The 24,788-nt window shown below is 63.9% G+C and carries 21 protein-coding genes; 4 read left to right on the forward strand and 17 right to left on the reverse strand.

Annotation, left to right across the window (positions count from 1 at the left end; translation table 11 throughout):
• Nucleotides 1-29: 29 nt before the first annotated feature.
• From acuI to AC0QUY_RS23890, 5 genes are all read right to left on the reverse strand, one after another.
• Nucleotides 30-1,016 carry an acrylyl-CoA reductase (NADPH) gene (gene acuI / locus AC0QUY_RS23870; protein WP_475388669.1) on the reverse strand — a complete coding sequence of 329 codons (987 nt, stop codon included), beginning with the start codon at nucleotides 1,014-1,016 and terminating at the stop codon, nucleotides 30-32.
• A 150-nt stretch (nucleotides 1,017-1,166) separates the two neighbouring features.
• The gene (locus AC0QUY_RS23875) at nucleotides 1,167-2,423 is read right to left on the reverse strand and encodes an MFS transporter (RefSeq protein ID WP_475388670.1); all 1,257 of its coding nucleotides are present in this window, start codon (nucleotides 2,421-2,423) and stop codon (nucleotides 1,167-1,169) included.
• 269 nt (nucleotides 2,424-2,692) lie between these two features.
• Complete coding sequence (locus AC0QUY_RS23880) at nucleotides 2,693-4,123, reverse strand: cell wall hydrolase (protein ID WP_475388671.1); 1,431 nt, start codon at nucleotides 4,121-4,123, stop codon at nucleotides 2,693-2,695.
• Nucleotides 4,124-4,615: 492 nt separating this feature from the next.
• Nucleotides 4,616-7,489: a pyruvate, phosphate dikinase gene (ppdK, locus tag AC0QUY_RS23885; RefSeq protein ID WP_475388674.1), complete on the reverse strand. Its 2,874-nt coding sequence runs from the start codon at nucleotides 7,487-7,489 to the stop codon at nucleotides 4,616-4,618.
• 91 nt (nucleotides 7,490-7,580) lie between these two features.
• On the reverse strand, nucleotides 7,581-7,736 hold the full coding sequence (locus AC0QUY_RS23890) for a DUF3096 domain-containing protein (protein WP_161852430.1): 156 nt from the start codon (nucleotides 7,734-7,736) through the stop codon (nucleotides 7,581-7,583).
• A 233-nt stretch (nucleotides 7,737-7,969) separates the two neighbouring features.
• On the opposite strand from AC0QUY_RS23890, the gene AC0QUY_RS23895 reads away from it, so the two are divergent.
• Nucleotides 7,970-8,326: a DUF1236 domain-containing protein gene (locus tag AC0QUY_RS23895; protein WP_475388676.1), complete on the forward strand. Its 357-nt coding sequence runs from the start codon at nucleotides 7,970-7,972 to the stop codon at nucleotides 8,324-8,326.
• A 241-nt stretch (nucleotides 8,327-8,567) separates the two neighbouring features.
• Here AC0QUY_RS23895 and AC0QUY_RS23900 read toward each other — a convergent pair whose 3' ends face one another.
• From AC0QUY_RS23900 to AC0QUY_RS23930, 7 genes are all read right to left on the reverse strand, one after another.
• Complete coding sequence (locus AC0QUY_RS23900) at nucleotides 8,568-9,170, reverse strand: class I SAM-dependent methyltransferase (RefSeq protein ID WP_475388678.1); 603 nt, start codon at nucleotides 9,168-9,170, stop codon at nucleotides 8,568-8,570.
• Between the two features lie 3 nt (nucleotides 9,171-9,173).
• Complete coding sequence (gene glyS, locus AC0QUY_RS23905) at nucleotides 9,174-11,273, reverse strand: glycine--tRNA ligase subunit beta (RefSeq protein ID WP_475388680.1); 2,100 nt, start codon at nucleotides 11,271-11,273, stop codon at nucleotides 9,174-9,176.
• Nucleotides 11,273-12,208 (reverse strand): glycine--tRNA ligase subunit alpha, encoded by a 936-nt coding sequence (locus tag AC0QUY_RS23910; RefSeq protein ID WP_161852426.1) that lies wholly within the window; start codon nucleotides 12,206-12,208, stop codon nucleotides 11,273-11,275. Before AC0QUY_RS23910 ends, glyS begins: the two co-directional genes overlap by 1 nt.
• A gap of 177 nt (nucleotides 12,209-12,385) precedes the next feature.
• Nucleotides 12,386-12,577 carry a hypothetical protein gene (locus tag AC0QUY_RS23915; RefSeq protein ID WP_028346932.1) on the reverse strand — a complete coding sequence of 64 codons (192 nt, stop codon included), beginning with the start codon at nucleotides 12,575-12,577 and terminating at the stop codon, nucleotides 12,386-12,388.
• A gap of 109 nt (nucleotides 12,578-12,686) precedes the next feature.
• Nucleotides 12,687-13,598 (reverse strand): S49 family peptidase, encoded by a 912-nt coding sequence (locus tag AC0QUY_RS23920; RefSeq protein ID WP_475388681.1) that lies wholly within the window; start codon nucleotides 13,596-13,598, stop codon nucleotides 12,687-12,689.
• A 260-nt stretch (nucleotides 13,599-13,858) separates the two neighbouring features.
• Complete coding sequence (locus AC0QUY_RS23925) at nucleotides 13,859-14,626, reverse strand: tRNA1(Val) (adenine(37)-N6)-methyltransferase (RefSeq protein ID WP_475388683.1); 768 nt, start codon at nucleotides 14,624-14,626, stop codon at nucleotides 13,859-13,861.
• Nucleotides 14,619-14,846, reverse strand: a complete 228-nt coding sequence (locus AC0QUY_RS23930; protein ID WP_161852423.1) for a putative signal transducing protein — start codon at nucleotides 14,844-14,846, stop codon at nucleotides 14,619-14,621. The genes AC0QUY_RS23925 and AC0QUY_RS23930 overlap by 8 nt, the downstream gene beginning before the upstream one ends.
• Nucleotides 14,847-14,980: 134 nt before the next feature.
• Between AC0QUY_RS23930 and AC0QUY_RS23935 the strand changes: the two genes are divergently transcribed.
• Both AC0QUY_RS23935 and AC0QUY_RS23940 read left to right on the forward strand, forming a co-directional pair.
• Complete coding sequence (locus AC0QUY_RS23935; protein WP_057836770.1) at nucleotides 14,981-15,988, forward strand: polyprenyl synthetase family protein; 1,008 nt, start codon at nucleotides 14,981-14,983, stop codon at nucleotides 15,986-15,988.
• A 107-nt stretch (nucleotides 15,989-16,095) separates the two neighbouring features.
• Complete coding sequence (locus AC0QUY_RS23940; RefSeq protein ID WP_475388685.1) at nucleotides 16,096-16,725, forward strand: LysE family translocator; 630 nt, start codon at nucleotides 16,096-16,098, stop codon at nucleotides 16,723-16,725.
• Here AC0QUY_RS23940 and AC0QUY_RS23945 read toward each other — a convergent pair.
• From AC0QUY_RS23945 to AC0QUY_RS23955, 3 genes are all read right to left on the reverse strand, one after another.
• Nucleotides 16,722-17,606 (reverse strand): 4-(cytidine 5'-diphospho)-2-C-methyl-D-erythritol kinase, encoded by an 885-nt coding sequence (locus AC0QUY_RS23945; RefSeq protein WP_475388686.1) that lies wholly within the window; start codon nucleotides 17,604-17,606, stop codon nucleotides 16,722-16,724. The genes AC0QUY_RS23940 and AC0QUY_RS23945 overlap by 4 nt on opposite strands.
• Nucleotides 17,607-17,632: 26 nt before the next feature.
• The gene (locus tag AC0QUY_RS23950; RefSeq protein ID WP_475388687.1) at nucleotides 17,633-19,414 is read right to left on the reverse strand and encodes a tetratricopeptide repeat protein; all 1,782 of its coding nucleotides are present in this window, start codon (nucleotides 19,412-19,414) and stop codon (nucleotides 17,633-17,635) included.
• Nucleotides 19,415-19,679: 265 nt separating this feature from the next.
• Complete coding sequence (locus AC0QUY_RS23955; protein WP_475388688.1) at nucleotides 19,680-21,338, reverse strand: electron transfer flavoprotein-ubiquinone oxidoreductase; 1,659 nt, start codon at nucleotides 21,336-21,338, stop codon at nucleotides 19,680-19,682.
• Between the two features lie 128 nt (nucleotides 21,339-21,466).
• Between AC0QUY_RS23955 and AC0QUY_RS23960 the strand changes: the two genes are divergently transcribed.
• The gene (locus AC0QUY_RS23960) at nucleotides 21,467-22,294 is read left to right on the forward strand and encodes a uracil-DNA glycosylase (RefSeq protein WP_475388690.1); all 828 of its coding nucleotides are present in this window, start codon (nucleotides 21,467-21,469) and stop codon (nucleotides 22,292-22,294) included.
• Nucleotides 22,295-22,398: 104 nt separating this feature from the next.
• Here AC0QUY_RS23960 and AC0QUY_RS23965 read toward each other — a convergent pair whose 3' ends face one another.
• Together AC0QUY_RS23965 and AC0QUY_RS23970 are read right to left on the reverse strand one after the other, a co-directional pair.
• Nucleotides 22,399-23,907: a glycosyltransferase family 39 protein gene (locus AC0QUY_RS23965; RefSeq protein ID WP_475388691.1), complete on the reverse strand. Its 1,509-nt coding sequence runs from the start codon at nucleotides 23,905-23,907 to the stop codon at nucleotides 22,399-22,401.
• Nucleotides 23,908-23,988: 81 nt separating this feature from the next.
• On the reverse strand, nucleotides 23,989-24,762 hold the full coding sequence (locus AC0QUY_RS23970) for a ribonuclease HII (RefSeq protein ID WP_161852416.1): 774 nt from the start codon (nucleotides 24,760-24,762) through the stop codon (nucleotides 23,989-23,991).
• Nucleotides 24,763-24,788: the final 26 nt, after the last annotated feature.

A 24,788-nucleotide genomic window follows, 5' to 3' on the forward strand; every position in this document is an offset into this window, starting at 1 on the left:
GCACGTTGGTTGGTAAAGTCTGAACACCCTTAGAGAATTTTTACCACGATTCGACCGCGGACCTTGCCTGCGAGGATTTCAGCGCCTGCGCCGATCACCTGGTCCAGACCTATTTCGTGAGTAATATCAGCTAGTTTACCCTTGTCCAAATCGCTGGCAAGACGGTTCCAGGCAAGCTTGCGCTGCTCGATCGGACACATCACGGAATCGATGCCGAGAAGGCACACCCCACGTAAAATAAACGGCGCGACCGACGACGGTAAATCCATGCCCGCCGCGAGGCCGCACGCGGCGATGGCGCCGCCATATTTGGTCATCGAAAGCAGGTTGGCGAGCGTGGTCGAGCCGACGCTGTCGACGCCGCCCGCCCAGCGCTCCTTCGCCAGCGGTTTGACGGGCCCGGCCAGTTCGGCGCGATCGATGACCTCGGCGGCGCCGAGCCCCTTGAGATAGTCCGCTTCCGACATCCGCCCCGTGGAAGCGATGACGTGGTAGCCGAGTTTCGAAAGCACGGCTGACGCGACCGACCCGACGCCGCCAGCAGCGCCGGTCACCACGACCGGGCCGCTCTTCGGCGTCAGACCGTGTCTCTCCAGCGCCAGCACCGACAGCATCGCGGTGTAGCCGGCGGTGCCGATCGCCATCGCATCGCGCGTGGAGATTCCATCAGGCAGTCGCACCAGCCAGTCACCCTTGACGCGCGCCTTCTCGGCATAGGCGCCGAGATGGGTCTCGCCCATGCCCCAGCCGTTGCAGACGACCTTGTCGCCGGCCTTCCACGCGGGATGAGAGGATTGCTGGACGGTGCCTGCGAAATCGATGCCGGCGATCATCGGGAATCGCCGCACCACCGGCGCCTTGCCGGTGACGGCAAGGCCATCCTTGTAGTTCAGCGTCGACCACTCGACCGCGACCGTGACATCGCCTTCCATCAACTCGGCTTCGTCGAACTGCGTCAGCGCGGCGGTGGTGCCCTTGTCCGCCTTGTCGATCCTGATGGCCTTGAACGTTCCCATGGCAACCTCCCCGGACTTGCGTTGATCGCCCGCGTCATGGCCGGGCTTGTCCCGGCCATCCACGTCTTGCTTGCCGAAGACAGTAAAGACGTGGATGCCCGGGACAAGCCCGGGCATGACGAAAAGCGGTTTGAGAGGCTGTTTACCGCATCAGGCGGGTTGTGCTACCGGGCGCGCGACCGGCTGCTCGACGATCGGCAGGTTGATCAGTGCCGACAGCACACCGAACAGGATCGAAAGCCACCAGATCGGCGTGTAGGAGCCGAACTGCTCGAACACGATGCCGCCGAGCCAGACGCCGAGGAAACCGCCGACCTGATGGCTGACAAAGGCGAAGCCATACAGCGTCGCGAACCAGCGCGTGCCGAACATCAATGCCACCAGCGCCGAGGTCGGTGGCACCGTGGAAAGCCACGTCAGGCCGGACACTGCGCCGAACATGATCGCCGAGAAGGTCGTGATCGGAAACGAGATGAATGCGACGATGGCAAGCGCGCGCGTCAAATAGATCAGCGACAGGATATAGCGCTTAGGAAACAAATTCTGCAGCCAACCAACGCCGAGCGAGCCGATGATGTTGAACAGGCCGATCGCCGCGACCACCCAGCCGCCGGTCTGTGACGACACCCCCTGATCGGCGAGGTAGGCCGGCAGATGCACCGTGATGAAGGCGAGTTGGAAGCCGCAGGTGAAGAAGCCGAGCACGAGAAGCACGTAGGAGCGATGGCCGAATGCCTCCGCCAGCGCGGTCTTGAACGATTGCTGATCGGCGGCAGAAACGTTCGACGACGACGAAGTCGACGGCGGGGTCGCAATCGCCAGCGACAGCGGCACGATCAACAGCATCAGAAGCGCAAATACCGTCAGCGCCGCCTGCCAGCCGAAATTGTCGATCATGGCGACGCCAAACGGCGCGAACAGGAACTGGCCGAACGAGCCCGCCGCGGTGCCGGCGCCGAGCGCAATGCCGCGCCGCTCCGGCGGCAAAAGCTTGCTGAACGCCGACAGCACCAGATTGAACGAACAGCCCGACAGCCCGAAGCCGATCAGGACGCCGGCGCCGATATCGAGCGACAGCGGCGCCGTGGAATAGCGCATCAGGAGCAGGCCGCCGGCGTAGAGCAACGCGCCGACGATCATCACCCGCAGGATGCCGAAGCGATCGGCGATGGCGCCCGCGATCGGCTGCCCCAGTCCCCACAACAGGTTCTGCAGCGCCAGCGCGAGACCGAAGACGTCGCGGCCCCAGGCGAACTCGCGGCTCATCGGCTGCACGAAGAAACCGAGGCTGGAGCGCGGCCCGAAGCTCAACAGCGCGATCGCGCAGCCGCAAATGATGATGACGAGCGGCGTGCGCCAGGTGCCGAGGCCGGAAGAAGGACTGGTGTCGCCGGTCGTTGCAGCCATTTGGTTTCCCCCTGGGCGAACCCACGCCCGGCATTGGCGGGCAAAATGTTACGGTGAGTTAATGCAGATGCATGAAAAGCCCAAGGGGCGGAAGAGAAAAATTTTCCGCTGCAGGGCAGCTCTGCAAAATTGGCGAGAGCAATGAGAGCAATTGGGGATGTAGCGGTAGCCCGGATGGAGCGAAGCGCAATCCGGGGGCGATCTCACGTGTAGAGCGACCGTTCCCGGATTTCGCTACGCTACATCCGGGCTACAAGGACGACAGTTGCCTACCGCTTCACGCTGGCCTGCTCGGCCGAGCTTTGCGCGGCTTCGGCGAGCTTGGCGGAGATGGCGGCGGTCTCGGCGGCGGTGCCCCAGCTCGGCGCATCACTGCCATTGCCCCAGGCGCGCGGCCGGTAGAAGGTATGTACGCCGGTCTTGTACATCTTCCTCATTTCATTGACCCAGGACGGGCGCACCCAATAGGCGTGATAGTGCGTCGACTTGTCGACCTCCGGCAGCCAGAGCTGGCCGTCGAGCATCGCCTTCGCGATCTTCTTCGCCCGCTCCCACATGTCGGGCTCGCGGATGACGTCCTTGTTGTTGTCGCAAGCGAAGGTGAACTGGCACGCCAGATGGCGGTGTTTGTTCTGATAGACGACGCCGCACACGGTGTCCGGATATTTGCCGGAGAAGGCGCGGTTCAAGACTACCTGCGCCACTGCCATCTGGCCGCGCACGGCTTCGCCGCGGGCTTCGAAATAGATCGCTTCGGCCAGACATTTCTCCGACTTGGCGCGCGACTTCTCGTCGAACAGGCCGAGCCGTTCGGCCGGCGTCTTGACGCGCTGGTTGTCGGCGTTGACCTCGCCCTTCGGCGCGACGCTCTCGCCCATCTCGCCGGCCCGCACCGGACCATCGGCATCGACCGGCAGCGAGGCCATCACCTTCATGTCCGGATCGGGAGGCGTAACCGGCATGACGATGACCGGCTCTTCGCCGGGCTGCCAGCGTTCGATGCTCTCGGGCGATCCGAGCGACGAACCGAAGAACAGGCTCGAGGTCTTGAAGGAAAAACCATCGCGCGGTGGCGTGGCCGCTTTCGGCGCGATCTTGAGATCGTCCTGCGGTTTGCTCTCGAGCGACAGCGACATATCCAGCGGCGGCGCGTTCAGCGCGGCCTGCAGCTCAGGATCGAGCGGCGCGCGCTCGACCGGAGGCGCCGTTTCGGCAGTCCTGGCGCCCTTGACCAATGCATTCGAGTTTGCGGGATCCTCGATGGCCGGTGCGCGCTCGGCCGGGCTTGTTGTCTCCGCTGCCGGCGGCGGCGGCGAGATGACGAGGCGGTCGCCCTTCAGCGTGCGATCTACCTTGGGAAAGTCGGCGGCGTGATAGCGCGGCGGCGGCGCGACTATCGGATTGCGGGTCACTGAACCCGTGATGTCGATGCCCTGATTGTCGAGGCTGGCAAGGCGGTAGGTCGCGGTTTGCGGCGAGGAGGTTCCAATCGGACGGCCGAAGGAGAACGTCGCGACCTGTATAGTGCCGGTGGAAGAGAACACGCGCTTCTGCCAGCGCTCGGCGACGCCCGGCTGGCGCGCCAGCAGCGAGGCGATATCCTGATATCCGATCTCGGTCGGCATCAATGCGAAGATGCAGAGACCGAAGCCGAAGAGCGCGAACCGCGCGCCCTTCGGCTGGTTACGCAACACAAACATTGTACGCTCACGCAACGCTTACACGGGTCGAACGTCAGTACATCCGTGCAATTCGACCTTTTTTGTTGGTATCGAATTTAGGTTGCCGGGGAGTTAATCGGCGTGGCGCGTGCGCTACACGCAAGACATCGCACGAATTTCGCCGAATGCATCCGAAGTGTTGGTAAACGGGCGCGCGATGAAAGTGGTAAATATCCCGTCAACGAAGATGATGAAGAAATTTTCGCGCATGCGTGCGTGAGCTTGCGTTCCATCGCAATGGGTGTTGCGAGTTCCTATTCACTCCATCGTGCTGAAGCCGTCATTGCGAGGAGGAAGCGACGAAGCAATCCATCTATCGTTATGCCGCGCTATGGATTGCTTCGCGGAGCCTGTCATCGGGCGGCGCTTCGGGCCGACCCGTTGGCTCGTAATCATGGCTGTATAAAACGCTCATGCCCGGGATTGGGCCCGGGCATTAGGTCGTATTGAGTTATCGGTATCGAAGAAGGCTTACGCCTGGCTCACCACCGTCTTACCGAGCGCGGCCTGCGCCGCGGCGAGACGGGCGATCGGCACGCGGTAGGGCGAGCACGAGACGTAGTCGAGCCCGATCTCGTGGCAGAACGCCACCGAGGCGGGGTCGCCGCCGTGCTCGCCGCAAATGCCGACCTTGAGATTGGGCCGGGTCTTGCGGCCGCGGGTGACGCCGATCTTCACGAGTTCGCCGACGCCGTCGCGATCGACCGAGATGAACGGATCGATTTCCAGAATCCCCTTGCTGACATAGGTGCCGAGGAAGCTTGCGGCGTCGTCGCGGCTGATGCCGTAAGTGGTCTGGGTCAGGTCGTTGGTGCCGAACGAGAAGAACTCCGCGGTCTGCGCCACGTCGCCGGCCATCAGGCACGCGCGCGGCAGCTCGATCATGGTGCCGACCTGATAGGCGAGCTTCTTGCCGGTCTCCTTCATCACCGACTGCGCGGTGGCGTCGATGCGCGCCTTGACCAGGTCGAACTCGGCCTTGGTCGCGATCAGCGGCACCATCACCTCGAGGCCGACGGCCTTGCCGGTACGCTTCTCGGCTTCGACCGCGGCTTCGAAGATCGCGCGCGCCTGCATCTCGGCGATCTCGGGATACGCGATCGCAAGACGGCAACCGCGGAAGCCGAGCATCGGGTTGAACTCGGCAAGATCGCGGGCACGATCGGCGAGCTTGCGCGGATCGGTGTTCATCGCGCGCGCGACTTCCTCGATCTCGGCCTGGGTGTGCGGCAGGAACTCGTGCAACGGCGGATCGAGCAGACGGATCGTGACCGGCAGCCCCTTCATGATCTCGAACAGTTCGACGAAGTCCGCGCGCTGCATCGGCAACAGCTTCGACAATGCGGCGCGGCGCGACTGCTCATCTTCGGAGAGGATCATCTCGCGCACGGTGCGGATGCGGGTCTCCTCGAAGAACATGTGCTCGGTGCGGCACAGGCCGATGCCCTCGGCGCCGAACTTCACCGCGGTGCGCGCGTCATCGGGCGTGTCGCCATTGACGCGAACGCCGAGCTTGCGGACGGCGTCGGCCCAACCCATCAGCGTGCCGAACTCGCCCGACAGTTTTGGCTCGATCATCGGCATCTTGCCGGCCAGCACCTGGCCGAGCGAACCGTCGATGGTGATGACGTCGCCGGTCTTGAAGGTGCGCGAGCCGACGCTCATGGTGCCGCGGCCGTAATCGACGCGGATGGCGCCGCAGCCGGAGACGCAGGGCTTGCCCATGCCGCGCGCGACCACGGCGGCGTGTGAGGTCATGCCGCCGCGGGTAGTGAGAATGCCCTCTGCGGCGTGCATGCCGTGAATGTCTTCCGGGCTGGTTTCGACGCGCACCAGAATGACATTGCGGCCGTCGGCCTGAAGTTTTGCGGCCTCATCGGATGAGAACACGATCTCGCCCGATGCGGCGCCGGGCGAGGCCGGCAGGCCGGTCGCAATCACGTCGCGCTTGGCCTGGGGATCAATGGTCGGGTGCAGCAACTGATCCAGCGACGCCGGATCGATCCGCATCACCGCATCCTTCTTCGAGATCAGGCCCTCATTGGCGAGCTCGACCGCGATGCGCAGCGCCGCCTTCGCAGTGCGCTTGCCGCCGCGGGTCTGCAGCATCCACAACTTGCCCTGCTCGACCGTGAACTCCATGTCCTGCATGTCGCGGTAGTGCTTTTCGAGCATCGTGTAGATGCGCGTCAGTTCCTTGAACGCCTCCGGCATCGCGCTTTCCATCGATGCCTTGTCGGAGCCGGATTCCTGGCGCGCTTCCTCGGTAATGTCCTGCGGCGTGCGGATGCCCGCCACCACGTCCTCGCCCTGCGCGTTGATCAGGAATTCGCCGTAGAGCTTGCTCTCGCCGGTCGAGGGATTGCGCGTGAACGCGACGCCGGTCGCCGACGTCTCGCCCATGTTGCCGAACACCATGGCCTGGATGTTGACGGCCGTGCCCCAGGATTCCGGAATATCGTGCAGCTTGCGGTAGGTCACCGCGCGCGCGTTCATCCAGGATGAAAACACCGCGCCGATCGCGCCCCACAATTGCTCGTGCGGATCCTGCGGGAAATCCTTGCCGGTCTCGCGCGCCACCGCTTCCTTGTACTTGCCGACCAGTTCGACCCAGTCGTCGCCGGACAGATCAGTGTCGAGCGTGTAGCCCTGGCTGTCCTTGAAGGTGTCGAGGATGTCCTCGAAGTGATGATGCTCGAAGCCGAGCACCACATCCGAATACATCGTGATGAAGCGGCGATAGCTGTCATAGGCAAAACGCCGATCGCCGGAGAGCTCGGCGAGCGCTTCGACCGTCTTGTCGTTGAGACCGAGGTTGAGCACGGTATCCATCATGCCCGGCATCGAGGCGCGGCCGCCGGAGCGGACCGACACCAGCAGCGGATTTTTGGAATCGCCGAACGCCTTGCCGGTCAGTTTGCCGACGTGATCGAGCGCCTTCTCGACCTGCGCCTTCAGCGCGGGCGGATAGGATTTGTCGTGCGCGTAGAGATAGGTGCAGACCGAGGTTGGAATGGTGAAGCCCGGAGGCACCGGCAGGCCGAGATTGGCCATCTCCGCGAGGTTGGCGCCCTTGCCGCCAAGCAGGTCGCGCAGGCCCGCTTTGCCCTCTGCCTTGCCGTCCCCGAACGTATAGACCCACTTGCCGGATTTTACCGTTTCGGGGGCGGCCGCGCGGACCGCAGCCTTTTTGGGGGCTTTGGCCTTGGCGACCGGCTTGGCCGGGGCCTTGTTCAACGGCTTGCGGGCTGCAGGCGCAGCGGCAGCCTTGGATCGGGCGGATGGCTTTGATTTCGCTACAGATTTCACTGCAGCCTTCTTGGACTTCGCGACGGCTTTGGCCATGGATTCCAACTATCCGAAAAAGGGAGAAGATTGCGCGCCTTACACCATTTTGAGGGGTTCCGCGCAAGCCGCGAAACCCCGCTTTCCCGCGCTAGAACTTCAACATCCTGAACACGCCCAGGCCGGCCAGACCGACTACGATCAAGTAGATGGCGACGATGAAATTGAGGAACCGCGGCATAATCAGAATCAAGACTCCCGCGATCAGGGCGATGATCGGGGAAATGTGCGCAGCAGTGATAGTCATTGAAATCTCCGGGATGACGGGGGGAAATCGAATCGAGGGCGGCAACTTAGCCGCTGGCGCGGTGCGGGAATAGCAAGACGCTCAGCCCTTCAAGGGGTTCCAGCCTCCGCAACAATTCCCCAGAAATGCCGCGTATGAGGCTGCCATTTTGCCGGAACAATGCGGCACGCGATGAATTGGCCCGCATTGTGTGCGCTGGCAAAGCCGGCGCCTCTCTCGCGAAGGAGTAGATCATGCGGAACAGACTATTTGCCATCGCGGCGATCGCCGGCGCGATGGCCGTCCCAATTGCGGCTCAGGCGCAGACCACGATCGGCACAGCCGGCGGCAGCACGGTCGTCATCGGCGAACATGAAGGCATCGCAGTCGATCAGCGGCCGGCCTTCCGCGAATACATCGTGCGTGAACGCGTGCCGAACTACACGATCTCCGAACGCGTGATCGTCGGTAGCGTGCTGCCGGAGACCGGCGTGACCGTTTACGACGTGCCGCAATCGTTCGGCATGACGCCCTACCGCTACACTGTGGTGAATGGCCAGACGGTGCTGGTCGAACCACGTTCACGTCGCATCGTTCAGGTGGTCGATTAGACCTCAGTAGCCTGAACGATCGGTCCGGGCGCCGCGCAAGCGGATGTGCGCGAGATACGACCGGACAAAAGCCCCGCCCGGCGTCCCCTCCGGGCGGGGCTTTCGTTTTGCGTTTACACACTCGTGTCCCGGGCGCGGTGCCGTAGGGTGGGCAAAGGCGCTTGCGCCGTGCCCACCATCACTCCGAACCATTGCTCTGATGGTGGGCACGCTGCGCTTTGCCCACCCTACGGGATACCGGCTACTCGCGGATTTCCAGCCCCGGCTTCTTCACCACGAGCCGATGGATCTTCTTTCCCGACGAGGCGCTGACGACCTCTTCGTCGAGCAATACTGTCGCATCCTTCAGCTCCGCCCGCACGACCGCCGGATCGAACGCGACGTAGAGCCGGCCCTGCGCATCGCGCTGATCCGCGCCCTCGGTGACGCGCCAGCTCAGATAGAGAATGCCGCTGGGCTTGACGATATCGAGCAGACGGCGAACCGATGCGGCGATCTGCTTTCGGTCGAGATGCATGATCACGGTTTCGCACAGCACGTTGTCGAACGAGCCGATGCCGCGCAGCTCGGGCAATTCCGCATGCGCGAACTTGAAGGAGGGATAGCGCCGGCGCGCTTCGTTGAGCAGGCCTTCCGAGGCATCGAAGCCGGCGGCCGAAAAACCGTTCGCGTGAAGCCAGGCGACCTCGCGGCCGCAACCGCAGCCGATATCGGCCGAATTGCCGCCGCGCACAAAAAACCGCTCGACAATTTCCTGCAGGTCGACGGGGGCCGGCTGACCGAGCCAGTCGTTCGCGAACGCCACCGCATCCTGGTCATAAGCGGCGAGCGTCTGACGATCCATGGTCTAGCCTTCGATCTTGGAAAAATCCGCCACCGCGCGGGTGGCCGCGCGGATTTCGTTCAGTAGCTTTAGTCGGTTCTCGCGCACCCTGGGTTCATCGTCATTGACCTTGACCTTGTCAAAGAACGCATCGACGGCTGGACGCAACTTGGCCATCGCGCTCATTGCGCTGGCGAAATCTTCCTTCGCGACGGCAGCACCGGCTTCGTTCTTGACCTGATCGATCGCCTTGGCGAGCGCCTTTTCCTCGGGCAACTTATACAGCCCGGCATCCGGCGCGCCGTCAAACGTGCGCTTGTCCTTTTTCTCCTCAATCGCAAGGATGTTACTCGCGCGCTTGGTCCCTGCAAGCAGGTTCTTGCCGTCGTCGGTGTCGAGGAACTTGCCAAGCGCCTCGACGCGGCGGACGACCAGCAGCAGATCGTCCTGGCCGCCGAGCGAAAACACGGCGTCGACGAGATCGTGACGCGCGCCCTGGTCGCGGAGCTGGACCTTCAGGCGATCGGCGAAGAAGGCGAGGAGGTCGTCCGGAAGTTTTTGGGCATCGTCCTTTTTCGGCAAACCAGCCAATGCCGACTTCGCCACGGCCAGGATCGGCAGCCGCAACGTATTGTCGACGATGAGCCTGATCACGCCCAGCGCCGCGCGCCGCAACGCATACGGATCCTTGCTTCCCGTCGGCTTCTCGTCGATCGCCCAGAACCCAACCAGCGTATCGATCTTGTCCGCGAGCGCCACCGCCACGCTCACCGCATCGGTCGGAACGCGATCGGCGGGGCCCTGCGGCTTGTAATGATCCTCGCTTGCGGCGGCGACGGCAGCGTCTTCGCCCTGCGCCTGCGCGTAGTACTTCCCCATCAAGCCTTGCAACTCGGGGAATTCGCCGACGACTTCGGTCAACAAATCGGCCTTTGCCAGACGCGCGGCCCGCTCGGCCTTTTCGACGTCGGCGCCGACAAGCGGCGCGATCTCGGCGGCCAGCCGTTCGATGCGCTTGATCCGTTCCGCCTGTGTGCCCAGCTTTTCGTGGAAAACGATCTGCTCGAATTTCGGCAAGCGAGCTTCGAGCTTAGTCTTCAGGTCGGTCTCGTAGAAGAACTTTGCGTCGCTCAACCGCGCGCGGATCACGCGCTCGTTGCCGCCGATGATGGTCTTGCCGCCGTCGGTCGCCTCGATATTGGCGGTCAGGATGAACTTGTTGGCGAGCTTGCCCGTCTTGGGATCGCGCACCACAAAACATTTCTGGTTGTTTCTGATGGTGGCGCGGATCACCTCGTCCGGGATCGACAAAAATTCCTCGTCGAACGATCCCATCAGCGCGACCGGCCATTCGACGAGGCCGGCGACCTCATCCAGCAGTACCTGATCCTCGACCAGTTCATAGCCCTGGGCGAACGCCAGCTCCGTGGCATCCGCGAGGATGATGTCCTTGCGCGCCTGCGGGTCGAGCACGACCTTGGCGGCCTTCAGCTTGGCCTCGTAGTCCTCGAAGCGGCGCACCGGGATCGCCGACGGCGCCATAAAGCGGTGGCCGAACGTGGTCTGCCCGGTCTCGATACCGTCGACGGCAAACTTCACGACATCGGGGTCTTCGGTCTCGGGACCGAAGGTCGCGATGATCGAATGCAGCGGCCGCACCCAGGAGAGCGAGCCCGATTTGGCCGACCGCTCGCCCCAGCGCATCGATTTCGGCCACGCGAAGGTTCTGATGATGACGGGCAGAATCTCGGCCAGCACGTCGATGGTGGCGCGGCCGGGTTTCTCGATCAGCGCGATGTAGAAATCGCCCTTCTTCGGGTCGGTTTGAACCTTGGCGTCTTCGATCCGGGCAAGGCCTGTCGCCTTCAGGAAACCCTGGATTGCGGCATCGGGGCCGCCGACGCGCGGGCCGCGGCGTTCTTCCTTCAGGTCGGATTGCCGTTGGGGAATGCCGTGCACGGTCAGCGCCAGCCGCCGCGGCGTCGCGAACGCTTTTGCGCCTTCATAGACGAGGCCCTCGGCGACGAGCTTGTCGGTGACCATGCGGCGCAGATCGTCCGCCGCCTTCGCCTGCATGCGCGCGGGGATTTCCTCGGAAAACAGTTCCAGCAGAAGATCAGGCATCAGACCGCCCTGCCCGCTTCGGTGTGGACCCAGGCGTCACCGCAGGCTTTTGCCAGTTCGCGCACGCGCATGATGTAGCTCTGCCGCTCCGTCACCGAGATCACGCCGCGGGCATCCAGCAGGTTGAAGACATGGCTCGCCTTGATGCACTGATCATAGGCCGGTAGCGCCATCAGATGCTCCTTCTGATTGCCGCCCTCCTTCCAGCCAGCCGCGAGATATTTTTTGCAGGCGTCTTCCGCCATCCTGAACTGCTCGAACAGCATTGCGGTGTCGGCGTGCTCGAAATTATGCCGGGAATATTCCTGCTCGGCCTGCAGGAAGACGTCGCCATAGGTGACTTTCTCGTCGCCCTCGCGGCCGTTGAAATTGAGATCGTAGACGCGGTCGACGCCCTGCACATACATCGCGAGGCGTTCGAGCCCGTAGGTGAGTTCGCCGGAGACCGGCGCGCATTCGACGCCCGCGACCTGCTGGAAGTAAGTGAACTGGCTGACTTCCATGCCGTCGCACCAGCATTCCCAACCGAGCCCCCAAGCGCCGAGCGTCGGACTTTCCCAATCGTCCTCGACAAAGCGGATGTCATGGACACTGGAATCGATGCCGATGGCGGCGAGCGACTTCAGGTACAGGTCCTGCAAGTTCGGCGGCGACGGCTTCATGATCACCTGAAACTGGTAATAGTGCTGCATCCGGTTGGGGTTTTCGCCGTAGCGGCCGTCCTTGGGCCGGCGCGAGGGCTGCACATAGGCCGCGTTCCAGCGCTTCGGCCCGAGCGCGCGCAGCGTCGTCGCCGGATGAAAGGTGCCCGCGCCCATTTCCATGTCGTAGGGCTGCAGGATCACGCAGCCCTGCTCCGCCCAGAACCGCTGGAGGGCAAGAATAAAGCCCTGGAACGAACGTTCCGGGCGCATGTGGTCAGGCAGGGCGTCCATCGGCAGAATCGGGCTCGCGAGGGGGTTTTAGAAGCGCGGGACCGTATCGGCGTAGGGACAGGGAATCAAGGCGAAGGGAGACGATGTCATTCCGGGGCGGTCCGCCAGGACCGAACCCGGAATCTCGAGAATTCCGGGTTCGTTTCGCTTCGCTACACGCCCCGGAATGACCGGTGGCTAGCCCGGGCGATAGGCCCCGGTGACGGGGTCGCGGCGGAGGGTGGGAATATCGGCGGTCTGGGTGGCCTCGGCGACGCGTGCCAGGCGCGCTTCTTCCAGTTCCCTGTTGATGCGGACAGCAGTCTTGTAGGCCCAGCGGACCACGGCGAGCCCTCCCAGGGCACCCGCGAATGCGATCAGCGGCGGCATCGGTCGATCCTTGTCGTTCACGTATCAGCCCCCAATAAGCGCATTCTCGCCGAAGCCGGGCTGCGCCGCAATTGCGCTTTTGGGACTAAATGGCGCGCTCACTTACGCGTTAGAATCCGAATTTGGCCCAAATCGCCCTTGTCTCCAGCGCGGAAATCAGGTCGTCCGGCAATCCTCCGATACCGTCGAATGCTCCCAAGGAGCCCGCACCCGGCGATCTGCGGCCGAGCAGCCCGGCCAGCATCCCGCTTGCCGGCGCGATGACCGGCGTTAGCACTTTCTCGCCGTAACGCTCGCGCAGCGTCGATCTGATATCGCCGATCTTGTCGGCAAGGCCCAGCGCGACGGACTTCTCGCCCGCCCAGTACTCGCCGGTGAACAGGACATCGTCGCCGCCATTCAGGCGCGCGCCGCGGCTGCCCTTGACCAGCGCGATGAAGATGGCGTGGATCTCGCGCTGAAGCGTTTTCAGCCGCGCCACGTCGTCGGGGTCCTCGGGCAGGAACGGATCCAGCATCGCCTTGTGCTCGCCTGCCGTGTATAGCCGCCGCTCCACGCCAATTCGCTTGATCAGGTCCTGAAAGCCGAAACTGCCGCCGACCACGCCGATCGAGCCGAGGATCGAGGACGGGTCGCAAAAAATCTCATCGCCCGCACAGGCGATCATGTAGCCGCCGGACGCCGCGACATCCTCGACAAACACCAGCACCGGCAGCTTCTTTTCCGCGGCAAGCTGCCTGATCCGCAAATAGATTTGCCGCGACTGCACCGGCGAGCCGCCGGGCGAATTGATGACCAGCGCCACGGCCTTGGCATGGCGGGTGGCGAAGGCGCGTTCGAGCGTCTTGGCAATGCTGGCCAGCGTCAGGCCTGGCCGCAACGGCGTCACCGCACCGATGACACCCGACAGGCGCACGACGGGGACGACCGCGGCGTCGCGCCGGAATCTTGCCGGAATGAGTTGCTTCATCCGGTCAATGAGGTTCGGCAATCGCGCGCGATCACTTAATTGTTCACTCATGCCGTTACCTCGAATTAACCATTTTTTTATCGCACCGGTGGCATTGCAAAGACGAAACGCCGTTTTCGGCCGGAACGCCTTTTGCCTTGCAGATGTTAAAGCTGCAATGGTGCAGCGGAGACTGACATGAAAATCTACCTGCTGATAATGCTCATCGGCAGCCTTCTGGCCGCGATCCACTTTACATCGTCGCCCAAACAACAGTCAGAGACGCTTCCGCAATAGCGTCCTGCACGGCGAATTTGGGAGGCGCGGACCGCTTACGGACTCGCAAGCGGCAAGGTTCCCTTTCCGGCCAGAATGTCCTGCACCCTTTGATTGGGTACGCCTGGCTCGTCATTGAGCATCAAGGCGGGATGGATTTGAGTCGGCGCCCGGCCACCCTTGATGGCGCGGACGAGAATGCGGTTGGCGGGCGAGCGTGCGTCGCCGTGAACCGGCAAAAGTTGCACGCTCCCGAAACCGTGATCGAGCGCCGAGAGCACCTCGGCAAGACCATCGGCGCGCCAGATCAGCGTCAACGCTCCCCTCGATTTGAGGATGCGCCGCGCCGCGTGCACCCATTTTGGAAGCGTCGTCGCGGTCGCCATGTGCGCGATGCCGCGTGCGGTGTCCGGCGAAACGCGGTGCCGCGCCGGATCGTTGAAGGGCGGATTCATCAGCACTGCATCAACGCTGTCGGGAGCCAGGCCGGCCGCGGCAAAGGCTGTAGCATCGGCTTCGACATCGAGCACGATCACGTCGGCTTGAATCGTATTCGCCTCCGCATTGGCGCGCGCAAGGCCCGCTAGCGCCGGATCGATCTCGACCAGGACCAGATCGATGCCGGCGACACGCCTCGCCACCGCCAGTCCCGCGGCCCCGATGCCGGCGCCGAGATCGGCAACGAGGTCGCCCGGACGGGCCGAACTCGCCGCCGCCAGCAGCACCGCATCGTGACCGGCGCGGTGTCCCGATTTCAGTTGCTTCAGACGCAATTGCCCGCCGAGAAACGCATCCTCGGTGAGTTCGAGAACGGGGTCACTCATCGGGGCGCAATTCGTGGGCCAGGCCCGCTTCCGACAGCAATTGGCGGGCCGCGCGATTGTCGTCCTCGTGAACCAGGATGCGGCGCGGCAGGATGCCGAGCGATCCCTCGATCACGCTCATGTTCTGATCCAACACCAGATGATGGATATTGGCGCCGTCGAGCAGCGCTCCGATCGCGGAAACCAGCACGATATCGTTGGTCCTGACCAATTCCCGCAATGGATGTGCTCCTTTTTGCCCCGGGTGCGGCGGCGGCACCGGGCCTGTCAACCGCTTCGTGCCCTTGCCGCCATCACCGGCACTTTCTATTGTAGAACAAGGATAGTGCGAATTGGCCAAAATTGGAGACCCGCGTGGCGGTTATTGTACCCTTCGAGAGCCCGAACGCTTCGATAGACGCGCTGGTCGGGCTCGTCGCCGCCGACATGGAACGGGTCAACGCCACGATACTGTCGCGGACCGGGTCGGAAGTCACCATGATCCCGGAGGTCGCCAATCACCTGATCTCCTCCGGCGGCAAACGCCTGCGTCCGATGCTGACGCTGGCGATGGCCCAGCTCTCCAACTATTCCGGCGACGGCCATATCAAGCTCGCCGCCGCGGTCGAATTCATGCACACCGCGACGCTCCTGCATGATGACGTCGTCGACGAGAGCGAGCTGCGCCGCGGCAAGCTGTCGGCGCGGATGCTGTGGGGCAATGAGGCCAGCGTGCTGGTCGGCGACTTCCTGCTCGGCCAGGCCTTCCGCATGATGGTCGAGGTCGGTTCGCTGCGCGCACTGGACATCCTCTCCTCTGCAGCCGCCACCATCGCCGAAGGCGAAGTGATGCAGCTTGCGGCGGCCAAGAACACCGCGACCACTGAGGACGAATACCTTGCCGTCATCCGCGGCAAGACGGCCGAACTGTTCGCCGCCGCCTGCGAGGTCGGTCCCGTGATCGCGAACCGGCCCAAGGCCGAACAGACCGCGTGCCGCTCGGTCGGCATGAATCTCGGCATCGCGTTCCAGCTCGTCGATGACGTGCTCGACTATGGCGGCAAGGCCGCGAAACTCGGCAAGAACATCGGCGACGATTTCCGCGAGGGCAAGATCACGCTGCCGGTGGTGTTGGCGTTCCGCCGCGGCAATGACAGCGAGCGCAAGTTCTGGATCAAAGCACTGGAGCGCGGCGAGATCGGCGACAGCGACCTCGACCATGCCATCGGGTTGATGACCAAGCACCGCGCGCTGGAAGACACGATCAGCCGCGCCCAGCATTACGGCGCGATGGCGGTGGATGCGCTGGCGCTATTCCCGGCCTCGCCGATGAAGACCGCGCTCGAGCAGGTGGTGGCGTTCTGCCTGGCGCGGTCGCATTAAGTCCGGTGGGCAAAGGCGCGCAGCGCCGTGCCCACCAATTTCACCCGATTTGAGGACATGCTTTGGTGGGCACGCTTCGCTTTGCCCACCCTACGAGGGGCGATTAAATGAACGGTCCTAGTTTCACGCTATTTCTTGCAGCGGCCCTCGTCATCGCCGCCGTCCCCGGCCCGGGAATCTTTTACGTCGCGGCACGCACGCTTTCCGGCGGCAAGCGAGCCGGGATCGCCTCGACATTCGGGACGGCGCTCGGCGGACTGGTGCACGTGATCGCCGGCGGGCTTGGCGTATCCGCGATCATTCTTGCCAGCGCTGAACTCTTCACCGCGCTGAAATTCGCCGGCGCCATCTATCTCGTGTGGCTCGGCATCAGGACATTTCGCGAAGCCGGGAAGTGGGTGTTGGAGCAGAACAGCGCCGTCGGCACGCAACGCGCGTTTCGGGAAGGCGCGCTGGTCGAAGCCTTAAATCCGAAGACCGCCGCGTTCTTTCTGGCCTTCATTCCGCAATTCCTCGACCCGGCCGGCAGCTATCCGGCGCTCCAGTTCATGGTGCTGGGACTGATCTCGGTGGCGCTGAATACGCTCGTCGATGTCGTCGTCGTGATGATGGCCACGACCGCGCGCGATAGTCTCACGCGCAGGCCGAATTTGCTTCAACGATTGCGGCAGGGCTCGGGGCTGTTCATCGCCGGCCTCGGTATTTCGCTGGCGCTGGCACGGCGGCCCGCGAGCTAGCTCAGCGTGCCCGCATGCACCCACCAGCCCGGGTGATCGCGGCGGATCTTCTCTGCCGCACGGCCGGCTTCGGCGGTGTTCTCGTAGATCGCAAAGCAGGTGGCGCCCGATCCGGACATCCGCGCCAGCCAGGCGCCGTTGGTGGCGTTGAGCGCCGCGATGACGTCGCCGATCACGGGCTGGACGCGCATGGCCGGCGCCTCCAGATCGTTGGAGTTGGCGGCGAGCGCTTCGACCCATTCTTCCAGCGACGCCTTGTCGTCGGGCCAGCGGTCCCGCAGCAGCACGTCGGTGACGCCGACCAATAGTTCGCCATTGCGTAAGCCCAGCGCGTTGAACACGTCGCGGGTCGCAACGGGAACGCCGGGATTGACCATCACGCAGGGCATTTTCGGCAGGCTGAGCGGCTGCAGCGCTTCGCCGACGCCGGTCATGACGCAGCCGCGCGAGTTGACGCAGACCGGCACGTCGGCGCCGGTCAGTTGCGCGACCTCGATGATGCGGGGATCTTCGAGCGAGAGCCCGTTCACCTGCGCAAGCAGCCGCAGCGCTGCCGCGGCATCGGCCGAACCGCCGCCGATGCCAGCCGCTACCGGCAGGACCTTGTCGAGCGTGAAGCTGCCCGCCTTCATGCCGGGCACGCGTTCAGCCAACAGACGCGCGGCCTTGATTACCAGATTGTCCGAGGTGTCGCCGCAGGCCTGCGCTAGCGGTCCGGACATCTTCAAATCCAGATCGGAGCCCGGCGACAGCGTCAGGCGGTCGGCGCAATCGGCGAATGCCACCACGCTTTCGAGATCGTGATAGCCGTCGGCGCGGCGTCCATTCACCCGCAAGGTCAGGTTGACCTTGGCGCGTCCCTCGTCACTCAATAGCGGCATTGCCGAACAGCCCCCAAACTCTTCCGTCAGCCGCCCTTGCCGTCTTCTTTCTTCTTGTCGGCAGAAGCCGCAGAAGAAGTGTCTTCGGGCAGGCCATTGGCAATCTTGGCTTCGATCTTCGGCAGCTCTTCCGCCTCGGGCTTGAGGTCGCGGGCATGGGCCCACTGGAATTTTGCTTCCAGCGTCCGGCCGACGCGCCAATAGGCATCGCCGAGATGGTCGTTGATAGTCGGATCCTCGGGCTTGAGATCGATCGCGCGCTCGAGATGCTTCACCGCGTCTTCGAAATTGCCGATCCGGTAGAACGCCCAGCCCAGCGAATCGACGATGTAGCCGTCATCCGGGCGCTGATCGACGGCGCGGCGGATCATCTTCATGCCTTCGTCGAGATTGATGCCCTGGTCGATCCAGGAATAGCCGAGATAGTTCAGGACATGCGGCTGCTCGGGCTGCAGTTCGAGCGCCTTGCGCATGTCGGCCTCGGCCTTGTTCCACTGCTTGGAACGCTCCTCGCAGATGCCGCGATAATAGTAGGTGACCCAGGTATTCTTGTCGGTCACGCCGGGCTGCGCGTCGATCGCCAGCGAATAGGTGTTGGCGCAATCGTTGAATTTCTTGCGGCCGCGCTCAATATTGCCGAGCGCCATGATCGCCTCGATGTCCTTCGGAGCCTCTGCGGTGACGCCCTTCAGGATCTTGATCGCCTCGTCGCTGCGGTCGGCGGCGTCGAGATTGGTGGCAAGCTGGATCTGCGCGTTGCGCTTGAGCGGCGAAGTGGCCGGCATGCGCTCGTAGACCTTGATCGCCATCTTCGGCTTCTTGACCGATTCATAGAGATCGGCGAGCGAGAGCAGCGCCAGCGGATGATTGGGCTGCAGGTAGAGCGCGAGCTGCAGATAGACCAGCGCCAGATCCTCGCCGCCGCGGCGGGTCAGCGTGGCGCCGATGCCGTAGAGCGCCTCGGCCGCGCCGGCTTGCGCCGAATCCACCAGCGGCGGCAGTTTCTTGCCGGCCCGGGTGTCGCGCAGGCCTTCCTGCACCAGCGGGTGCCGCGGCAATTTCTTGTCGAAGGCTTCGTAGATGCCGGCCGCCGCCGCACCATCCTTGTTGCGCGACAGCCAACGCGCATAAGCGTCGGAAACGCGCAGCATCGAATCGTCGAGCTTGTAGGCGCGCTCGAACCGCGTGCCGGCTTCCTTGTCCTTGCCCGAGATCTCCATGATCATGCCGGTGTGGAGATCCTTGAAGATCGGATACCATTCGGGGCCGGTCAGCTTGTCGATGTTGGCAACCGCGGCCTTGGCGTCGCCGGCGCCGTAGCTCGCCCATCCCGACAGCAACGTCGCCACCAGGTCCGTGATCGGTCCGCGGATCGACTGGTTGATGTTGAGCTGCGCGGCCGGATATTTCTTCTGCTTGAGGTCGCGGACGCCGACCACCAGCCGCGCGACGCGGTTGGCCTTGTCCATCGTCAGGATGCGATCGGCAAGCTTGACCGCTTCGTCGATGTCGCCATCGGCGAGCGAGGAAATGAAGGCGCGATCCAAGAGCTCGTTATTCTTCGGATCGGTGCGCAGTGCGGAGCGATAGAATGCCGCAGCCGAGGCCGCGTCGCGCTCGACACTGGCATGCCGCGCGGCAAGATAGCTACCTGCCGTGGTCAGCGATTTCAGGTCGGCCTTGGTGGGAAATTGCGCAGCGCTATCGGCCGGATGGTCGGGCGTCTGCGCCGAGACCGCAGCCGGTGCGGCCAGTGCGGCGAAAGTGATTGCGGCGATGGTCCAACGATTCATACGGGTGGAAAGCATCACGGTTCGCCTAGCTCCAGGATGATGGCGGGATCGTTACGATCGGTCTCGAATGCGAGCCCAAGCGGCGGCATCTCGGGCAGCGACAATGCCGCGTTTGGCCCTCAACCGCAAGGATACGGGCTGGCGAATCGATTGGCAGATGAGGCCCTTAGGGCTCCGATTTCGCCAGCCTAACCCGGAAACGCTCTTACTGTGGCGGTATCGTGGCTGGAGGCGGTATCACCCTCCTCCATCTCACGCAATCGTGGTTGATCCGGGCTCTCTACATGCCCTGGTAGTTGGGCCCGCCGCCACCTTCCGGCGGAACCCAGGTGATATTTCCGTTCGGGTCTTTCACGTCGCAGGTTTTGCAGTGGACGCAGTTCTGGGCGTTGATCTGGAAGCGCGGACCGGAGGTCTCCTCGACCCATTCATAGACGCCGGCCGGGCAATAGCGGTTCGACGGACCGGCATAGACGTCGTGCTCCGACGTCTTCTGCAGGTTCATGTCGGCGACCTTGAGATGAACCGGCTGGTCCTCTTCGTGGTTGGTGTTGGAAAGGAACACCGAGGACAGTTTGTCGAAGGTCAGCTTGCCATCCGGCTTCGGGTAGGCGATCGGGGTGTGCGCCTTCGCCGCATCCAGCGTCTTGCGGTCGGGCTTGGCGTGCGACTGGGTTCCGAACAGTGAGAAGCCCAGCGTGTTGCACCACATGTCGAAGCCGCCGAGCGCCACTCCGATGATGGTGCCAAACTTCGACCACAGCGGCTTGACGTTGCGTACCCGGTGCAAATCCTTGCCGACGGCGGAATCACGCCAAGCGTTTTCGTAACTGACCAGTTCGTCATTGGCGCGGCCCGCGCCGAGCGCTTCCGCGACATGTTCGGCCGCGAGCATGCCGCTGCCCATCGCGTTGTGCACGCCCTTGATACGCGGCACGTTCACAAAACCCGCCGCGCAGCCGATCAGCGCGCCGCCCGGGAAACTCAGGCGCGGCACCGACTGATAGCCGCCCTCGGTGATGGCGCGCGCGCCATAGGAGATGCGCTTACCGCCTTCGAACACGGTGCGAATGGCGGGATGCGTCTTGAAGCGCTGGAATTCGTCAAACGGCGACAGATACGGATCGTCGTAATTGAGATGCACGACGAAACCTACCGCCACCTTGTTGTCGTCGTAATGGTAGAGGAACGAGCCGCCGCCGGTCTTATTGTTCAGCGGCCAGCCGAACGAGTGCTGGATCAGCCCCTTCTGGTGTTTGGCGGGATCGATCTCCCAGACTTCCTTGAGCCCGATGCCGAATTTCGACGGCTCGCTGTTGGCATCGAGCGAGTATTTCGCGATCAATTGCTTGCTCAGGCTGCCGCGCGCGCCTTCAGCAAACAGCGTGTACTTGCCGAGCAGCTCCATGCCGCGCGTGAAAGAATCCTTGAGGCTGCCATCCCTGGCGATGCCCATGTCGCCGGTCGCGATACCCCGCACCGCGCCCTTGTCGTCATAAAGTACCTCGGCGGCAGCAAAGCCCGGATAGATTTCGACGCCGAGCGCCTCCGCCTTCGGCCCCAGCCAGCGGCAGACATCGCCGAGCGAGCCGATATAGCAGTGATGATTGTCCATCAGCGGCGGCATCGCGAAGTTCGGCAGCCGGATCGCGCTGGTCGCGGTGGTCCAGTAGAAACGGTCGTCCTTGACCTGCGTCTTCAGCGGACAATCGGCGTCCTCACGCCAATCCGGGATCAGTTTGTCGAGCGACACCGGGTCGATCACCGCGCCCGACAGGATGTGCGCGCCAACCTCGGAACCCTTCTCCACCACCACGATGCTGAGGTCGGCATTGAGCTGCTTCAGCCGGATCGCCGCGGCGAGGCCGGACGGCCCGGCGCCGACGATCACGACGTCGAATTCCATGGATTCGCGGGGAGGGAGTTCTTCTGCGCTCATGATCTGATCTCAGCCCAATTGAGAACGGCTCTAAGGCGTCCTTGTTTACGATTTTTGGAGGGAGGACAACCATGGAAATGCAATGTGAGGCGGTTTCCCATCCGCCCGATCCATCCTAGATTGGCATAATGGATTTCATCCCCGAACCTGCACCGAATGTCAGGCAATTGCTGGCCTTTTATCTGGAGGCCGGGGTCGATTGCACACTGGCGGAGGATCCGGTCGACCGCCTTGCCGAAGCGGATGCGCCCGCCCCCGCGGTCGTGGCGCGTGAGACTGCGCCACCTCCTCCGGTCCGGGAAATGCCGGCGGCGATGCCGGCTGTTCCGCGCAGCGAAATCGCGCCCGCTCCGGAAGTCGCGATTGCTTCCGCCCGCGAAGCGGCACGAAGCGCGCCGACGCTGGAAGCGCTGCGCGCGCTCCTGGAAAAATTCGAAGGCTGCGCGCTGAGGAACACCGCGACGCGGCTGGTATTTGCCGACGGCAATCCCAAGGCGCGGATCATGTTCGTCGGCGAGGCGCCCGGGCGCGACGAGGACATCGAGGGCCTGCCATTCGTCGGCCGCTCGGGAAAATTGCTCGACCGGATGATCGCGGCGATCGGGCTCGACCGCAGCAAGGCCTACATCGCCAACGTGATCCCCTGGCGTCCGCCGGGCAACCGAACGCCGACGCCGCAGGAAACCCAAATCTGCCTGCCCTTCATCCAGCGGCAGATCGAGCTGGTGAATCCCGACGTGCTGGTGACGCTCGGCAATCCCTCGACGCAGACGCTGCTGTCGACCCGCGAGGGCATCATGAGAACCCGCGGAAAATGGTTCGATTACGACACCGGCACCCGCACCATCCGCGCCATGGCGACGTTCCATCCGGCCTATCTGCTGCGCTCGCCATCCTACAAGCGAATGTCGTGGCAAGATTTGCGCATGATCGCGAAGGTGTTGGAGGCTTCGTAGCCTCGTAGGGTAGGCAAAGGCGCGAACGCGCCGTGCCCCCGCTCCCATCGGTACCGTGATGGTGGGCACGCTTCGCTGTGCCCACCCTTGTCACCGCAGAGACGCTACGGCGTCTTCGGCCGCACGATCGCCCAGCCGACCCGCAGCAAAGGCTGGCGACCGTTCACCATCCACTCGAAGACGCGCGGCACTTCCGGCACCAGGCCGGGAAAGCGTTGGGCGATGTCGGGCGGCGGCGTGCCTGACGTGTCGGAGGCGCGCCAGACCACGACGCCGCCGGTTTCGTTGAATTTCGCAACCGACAGCCACGGGGTTTTTTCCGGCGTGGCATCGAGCAACAGATGCGGACGTCCGCGGTTCATGGCGATGAAGCTCGCCAGTTGCGGATCGCCGGCCACCGCGCGCAGGCGCTGGTTGGTGCGCCGCTCGAAGCTGTCGCCGAAGAAACTCGCGATCGCCTTCGCCGGCAGCGCGGTCGGCACTTCGTTGTCCCCGGTCCAGGGCAGGAACAGGCTCGTCGCAATCGTCGCCACAGCCGGCGCGATAACCGCCGCTGCCCATACCGTTCGCAACAGGCGCTGGCGCCGCAGATGAAGCAGATCGCCGGTCGCCACGATCACGGCCAGTCCGGACATCAGCAGGGCGACGCCGGCCCCGCCCACCACATGATCGAGGTTGAAGATACCCGCAATCAGGCTTCCGAGCAGCGCGGGCGCCAATGCGAAGAAATAGACGAAGTCGCGCGCCAACGGATCGACCGGCGGCCGGTAGATGATCGGCGCCTCCTCGGCGTGACGGGCGAACCAGCCGGAGTTGAGGAGCGCCAGCAGCACGATGGCGGACATTGCGAGCACCAGGCCGACGAGCAGCCAGCCCCATTGCATCACGCGCGCGCCAAGGTCGGAGAACGCCGGCCATGGCGGCATCGCGAGCGCATCGGCGCGGATCAGCCAGATCAGATAGGGCAAGACCAGGACGGCGATCACGAGCAGCGCATAGAGCGGATCGAGCGACATCAAGACGCGCCGCCTCCGCTCCGTGGCCACGGCAAATCCGGCGAGCAGCAGCAATAATCCGAGCGCCGCCGGCGTCGTCAGCAGCAACAGCCCGGCCTCGATCGACCAGGCGAACCAGGCGTTGCGCCGGTTCTGGCCGATCAATTGCCAGGAATGGAGGAGCAGCAGTGCCCATAGCGGACGCGCCAGCACCATGGGCCCGAATTCGACGCCGGGCGAGCTGAAGGCCACGACCGTCATCGACAGCAGCACCGCGAGCACCGCCTGCTGCCCGCCGACCATCGAGCGCGCCAGTTGATAGTAGATCCAGAAAGTGACGACCGCGCAGACCTGCGCCAGGAGATAGACGCCGAACATGCTGTTGCCGGCGGCGCGAAAGGCGATGTCGGCGAGCCAGAACGCCAGCGGCGGACCGAGCGAGGTTCCGACCTGATATTCCCGGCCGAAGGCCAGCACGGTCGCGAGGTCGCCCGGCGGGCTGCGATAGAGCAGCATCGGCAGGAACAACCAGAGTCCGGCCTGGACCAGCACCACGAGCAAGACCACCAGCCGCGGCCGGGCGCGGATCAGTTCGACAACGAGCGAGGTGAAACGCATGAAACGTCCGAATGCCCGGGCCTGGCGGCCCTGTCCCCCAAGACGTTTGATAGAGCGCAGGACGCGCCGAAGCAACCGATCTTAGATCGTGATGGAGATATCGGAAGCGATCTCCCCATCCACCGTGAAAAGATCGGGCTCGACTTCGACCGTCTCCGGAAAATGCTTCTGCCGCGCGGCAATGACCGGGGCGAAAAAGCGGCGGTGATGGATGCTCGGACCGAGCCGGTCCAGCGCCTCGCGATGCTCCGGCACGGCGTAGCCCTTGTGGGTCTCGAAGCCGTAGCCCGGGCAATCCAGCGCCAAGGCGCTCATCAGGCGGTCGCGCGTCACCTTGGCGATGATCGAGGCGGCTGCGATCGACATCACGATGCCGTCGCCGCCGATCACGGCGTCACAGTCGCAGGGCGCATCGATCTTGTCGCGGCCATCGACGAATACGTGCTTCGGCAGTTCCGGCAACGCGCGCACGGAGCGCGCCAGCGCCCAGAGCGAGGCGCGCAGGATATTGTCGCGATCGATCCGCGCCGGCGAAGCGAAGGCAACCGCGAAGGACGAGGTCGCGCAGATCTCCTCGAACAGCTCCTCGCGGCGCTCCGCCGTCAGCCGCTTGGAATCGTCGATGCCTTTGGGGATTCGCTTGGGATCGAGGATGACGGCGGCGGCCACCACCGGGCCCGCCAGCGGCCCGCGTCCGGCCTCGTCGCAGCCGGCGACCGGCCAGACCCCGCGCTTGATCAGTGCCCGCTCCCGGCGAAAGCTCGGCGGCGCGACCGCGATCACGCCCTTGGGGAGCTCGGCCTGTTCCTTGCCGGCTTTCTTGTCAGTTTTCTTGGCGGACTTGTCCCGAATCATGGCCGGGATCCTGCGAAAGCGTGCGC

The sequence above is a fragment of the Bradyrhizobium sp. WYCCWR15520 genome (assembly GCF_056174665.1).

Bases quoted from the DNA above. Each gene is read 5' to 3' on its own strand.
- acuI (WP_475388669.1), bottom strand. From the start codon at position 1,016: ATGGGAACGTTCAAGGCCATCAGGATCGACAAGGCGGACAAGGGCACC.
- AC0QUY_RS23875 (WP_475388670.1), bottom strand. From the start codon at position 2,423: ATGGCTGCAACGACCGGCGACACCAGTCCTTCTTCCGGCCTCGGCACC.
- AC0QUY_RS23880 (WP_475388671.1), bottom strand. From the start codon at position 4,123: ATGTTTGTGTTGCGTAACCAGCCGAAGGGCGCGCGGTTCGCGCTCTTC.
- ppdK (WP_475388674.1), bottom strand. From the start codon at position 7,489: ATGGCCAAAGCCGTCGCGAAGTCCAAGAAGGCTGCAGTGAAATCTGTA.
- AC0QUY_RS23890 (WP_161852430.1), bottom strand. From the start codon at position 7,736: ATGACTATCACTGCTGCGCACATTTCCCCGATCATCGCCCTGATCGCG.
- AC0QUY_RS23895 (WP_475388676.1), top strand. From the start codon at position 7,970: ATGCGGAACAGACTATTTGCCATCGCGGCGATCGCCGGCGCGATGGCC.
- AC0QUY_RS23900 (WP_475388678.1), bottom strand. From the start codon at position 9,170: ATGGATCGTCAGACGCTCGCCGCTTATGACCAGGATGCGGTGGCGTTC.
- glyS (WP_475388680.1), bottom strand. From the start codon at position 11,273: ATGCCTGATCTTCTGCTGGAACTGTTTTCCGAGGAAATCCCCGCGCGC.
- AC0QUY_RS23910 (WP_161852426.1), bottom strand. From the start codon at position 12,208: ATGGACGCCCTGCCTGACCACATGCGCCCGGAACGTTCGTTCCAGGGC.
- AC0QUY_RS23915 (WP_028346932.1), bottom strand. From the start codon at position 12,577: ATGCCGCCGCTGATCGCATTCGCGGGTGCCCTGGGAGGGCTCGCCGTG.
- AC0QUY_RS23920 (WP_475388681.1), bottom strand. From the start codon at position 13,598: ATGAGTGAACAATTAAGTGATCGCGCGCGATTGCCGAACCTCATTGAC.
- AC0QUY_RS23925 (WP_475388683.1), bottom strand. From the start codon at position 14,626: ATGAGTGACCCCGTTCTCGAACTCACCGAGGATGCGTTTCTCGGCGGG.
- AC0QUY_RS23940 (WP_475388685.1), top strand. From the start codon at position 16,096: ATGAACGGTCCTAGTTTCACGCTATTTCTTGCAGCGGCCCTCGTCATC.
- AC0QUY_RS23945 (WP_475388686.1), bottom strand. From the start codon at position 17,606: ATGCCGCTATTGAGTGACGAGGGACGCGCCAAGGTCAACCTGACCTTG.
- AC0QUY_RS23950 (WP_475388687.1), bottom strand. From the start codon at position 19,414: ATGCTTTCCACCCGTATGAATCGTTGGACCATCGCCGCAATCACTTTC.
- AC0QUY_RS23955 (WP_475388688.1), bottom strand. From the start codon at position 21,338: ATGAGCGCAGAAGAACTCCCTCCCCGCGAATCCATGGAATTCGACGTC.
- AC0QUY_RS23960 (WP_475388690.1), top strand. From the start codon at position 21,467: ATGGATTTCATCCCCGAACCTGCACCGAATGTCAGGCAATTGCTGGCC.
- AC0QUY_RS23965 (WP_475388691.1), bottom strand. From the start codon at position 23,907: ATGCGTTTCACCTCGCTCGTTGTCGAACTGATCCGCGCCCGGCCGCGG.
- AC0QUY_RS23970 (WP_161852416.1), bottom strand. From the start codon at position 24,762: ATGATTCGGGACAAGTCCGCCAAGAAAACTGACAAGAAAGCCGGCAAG.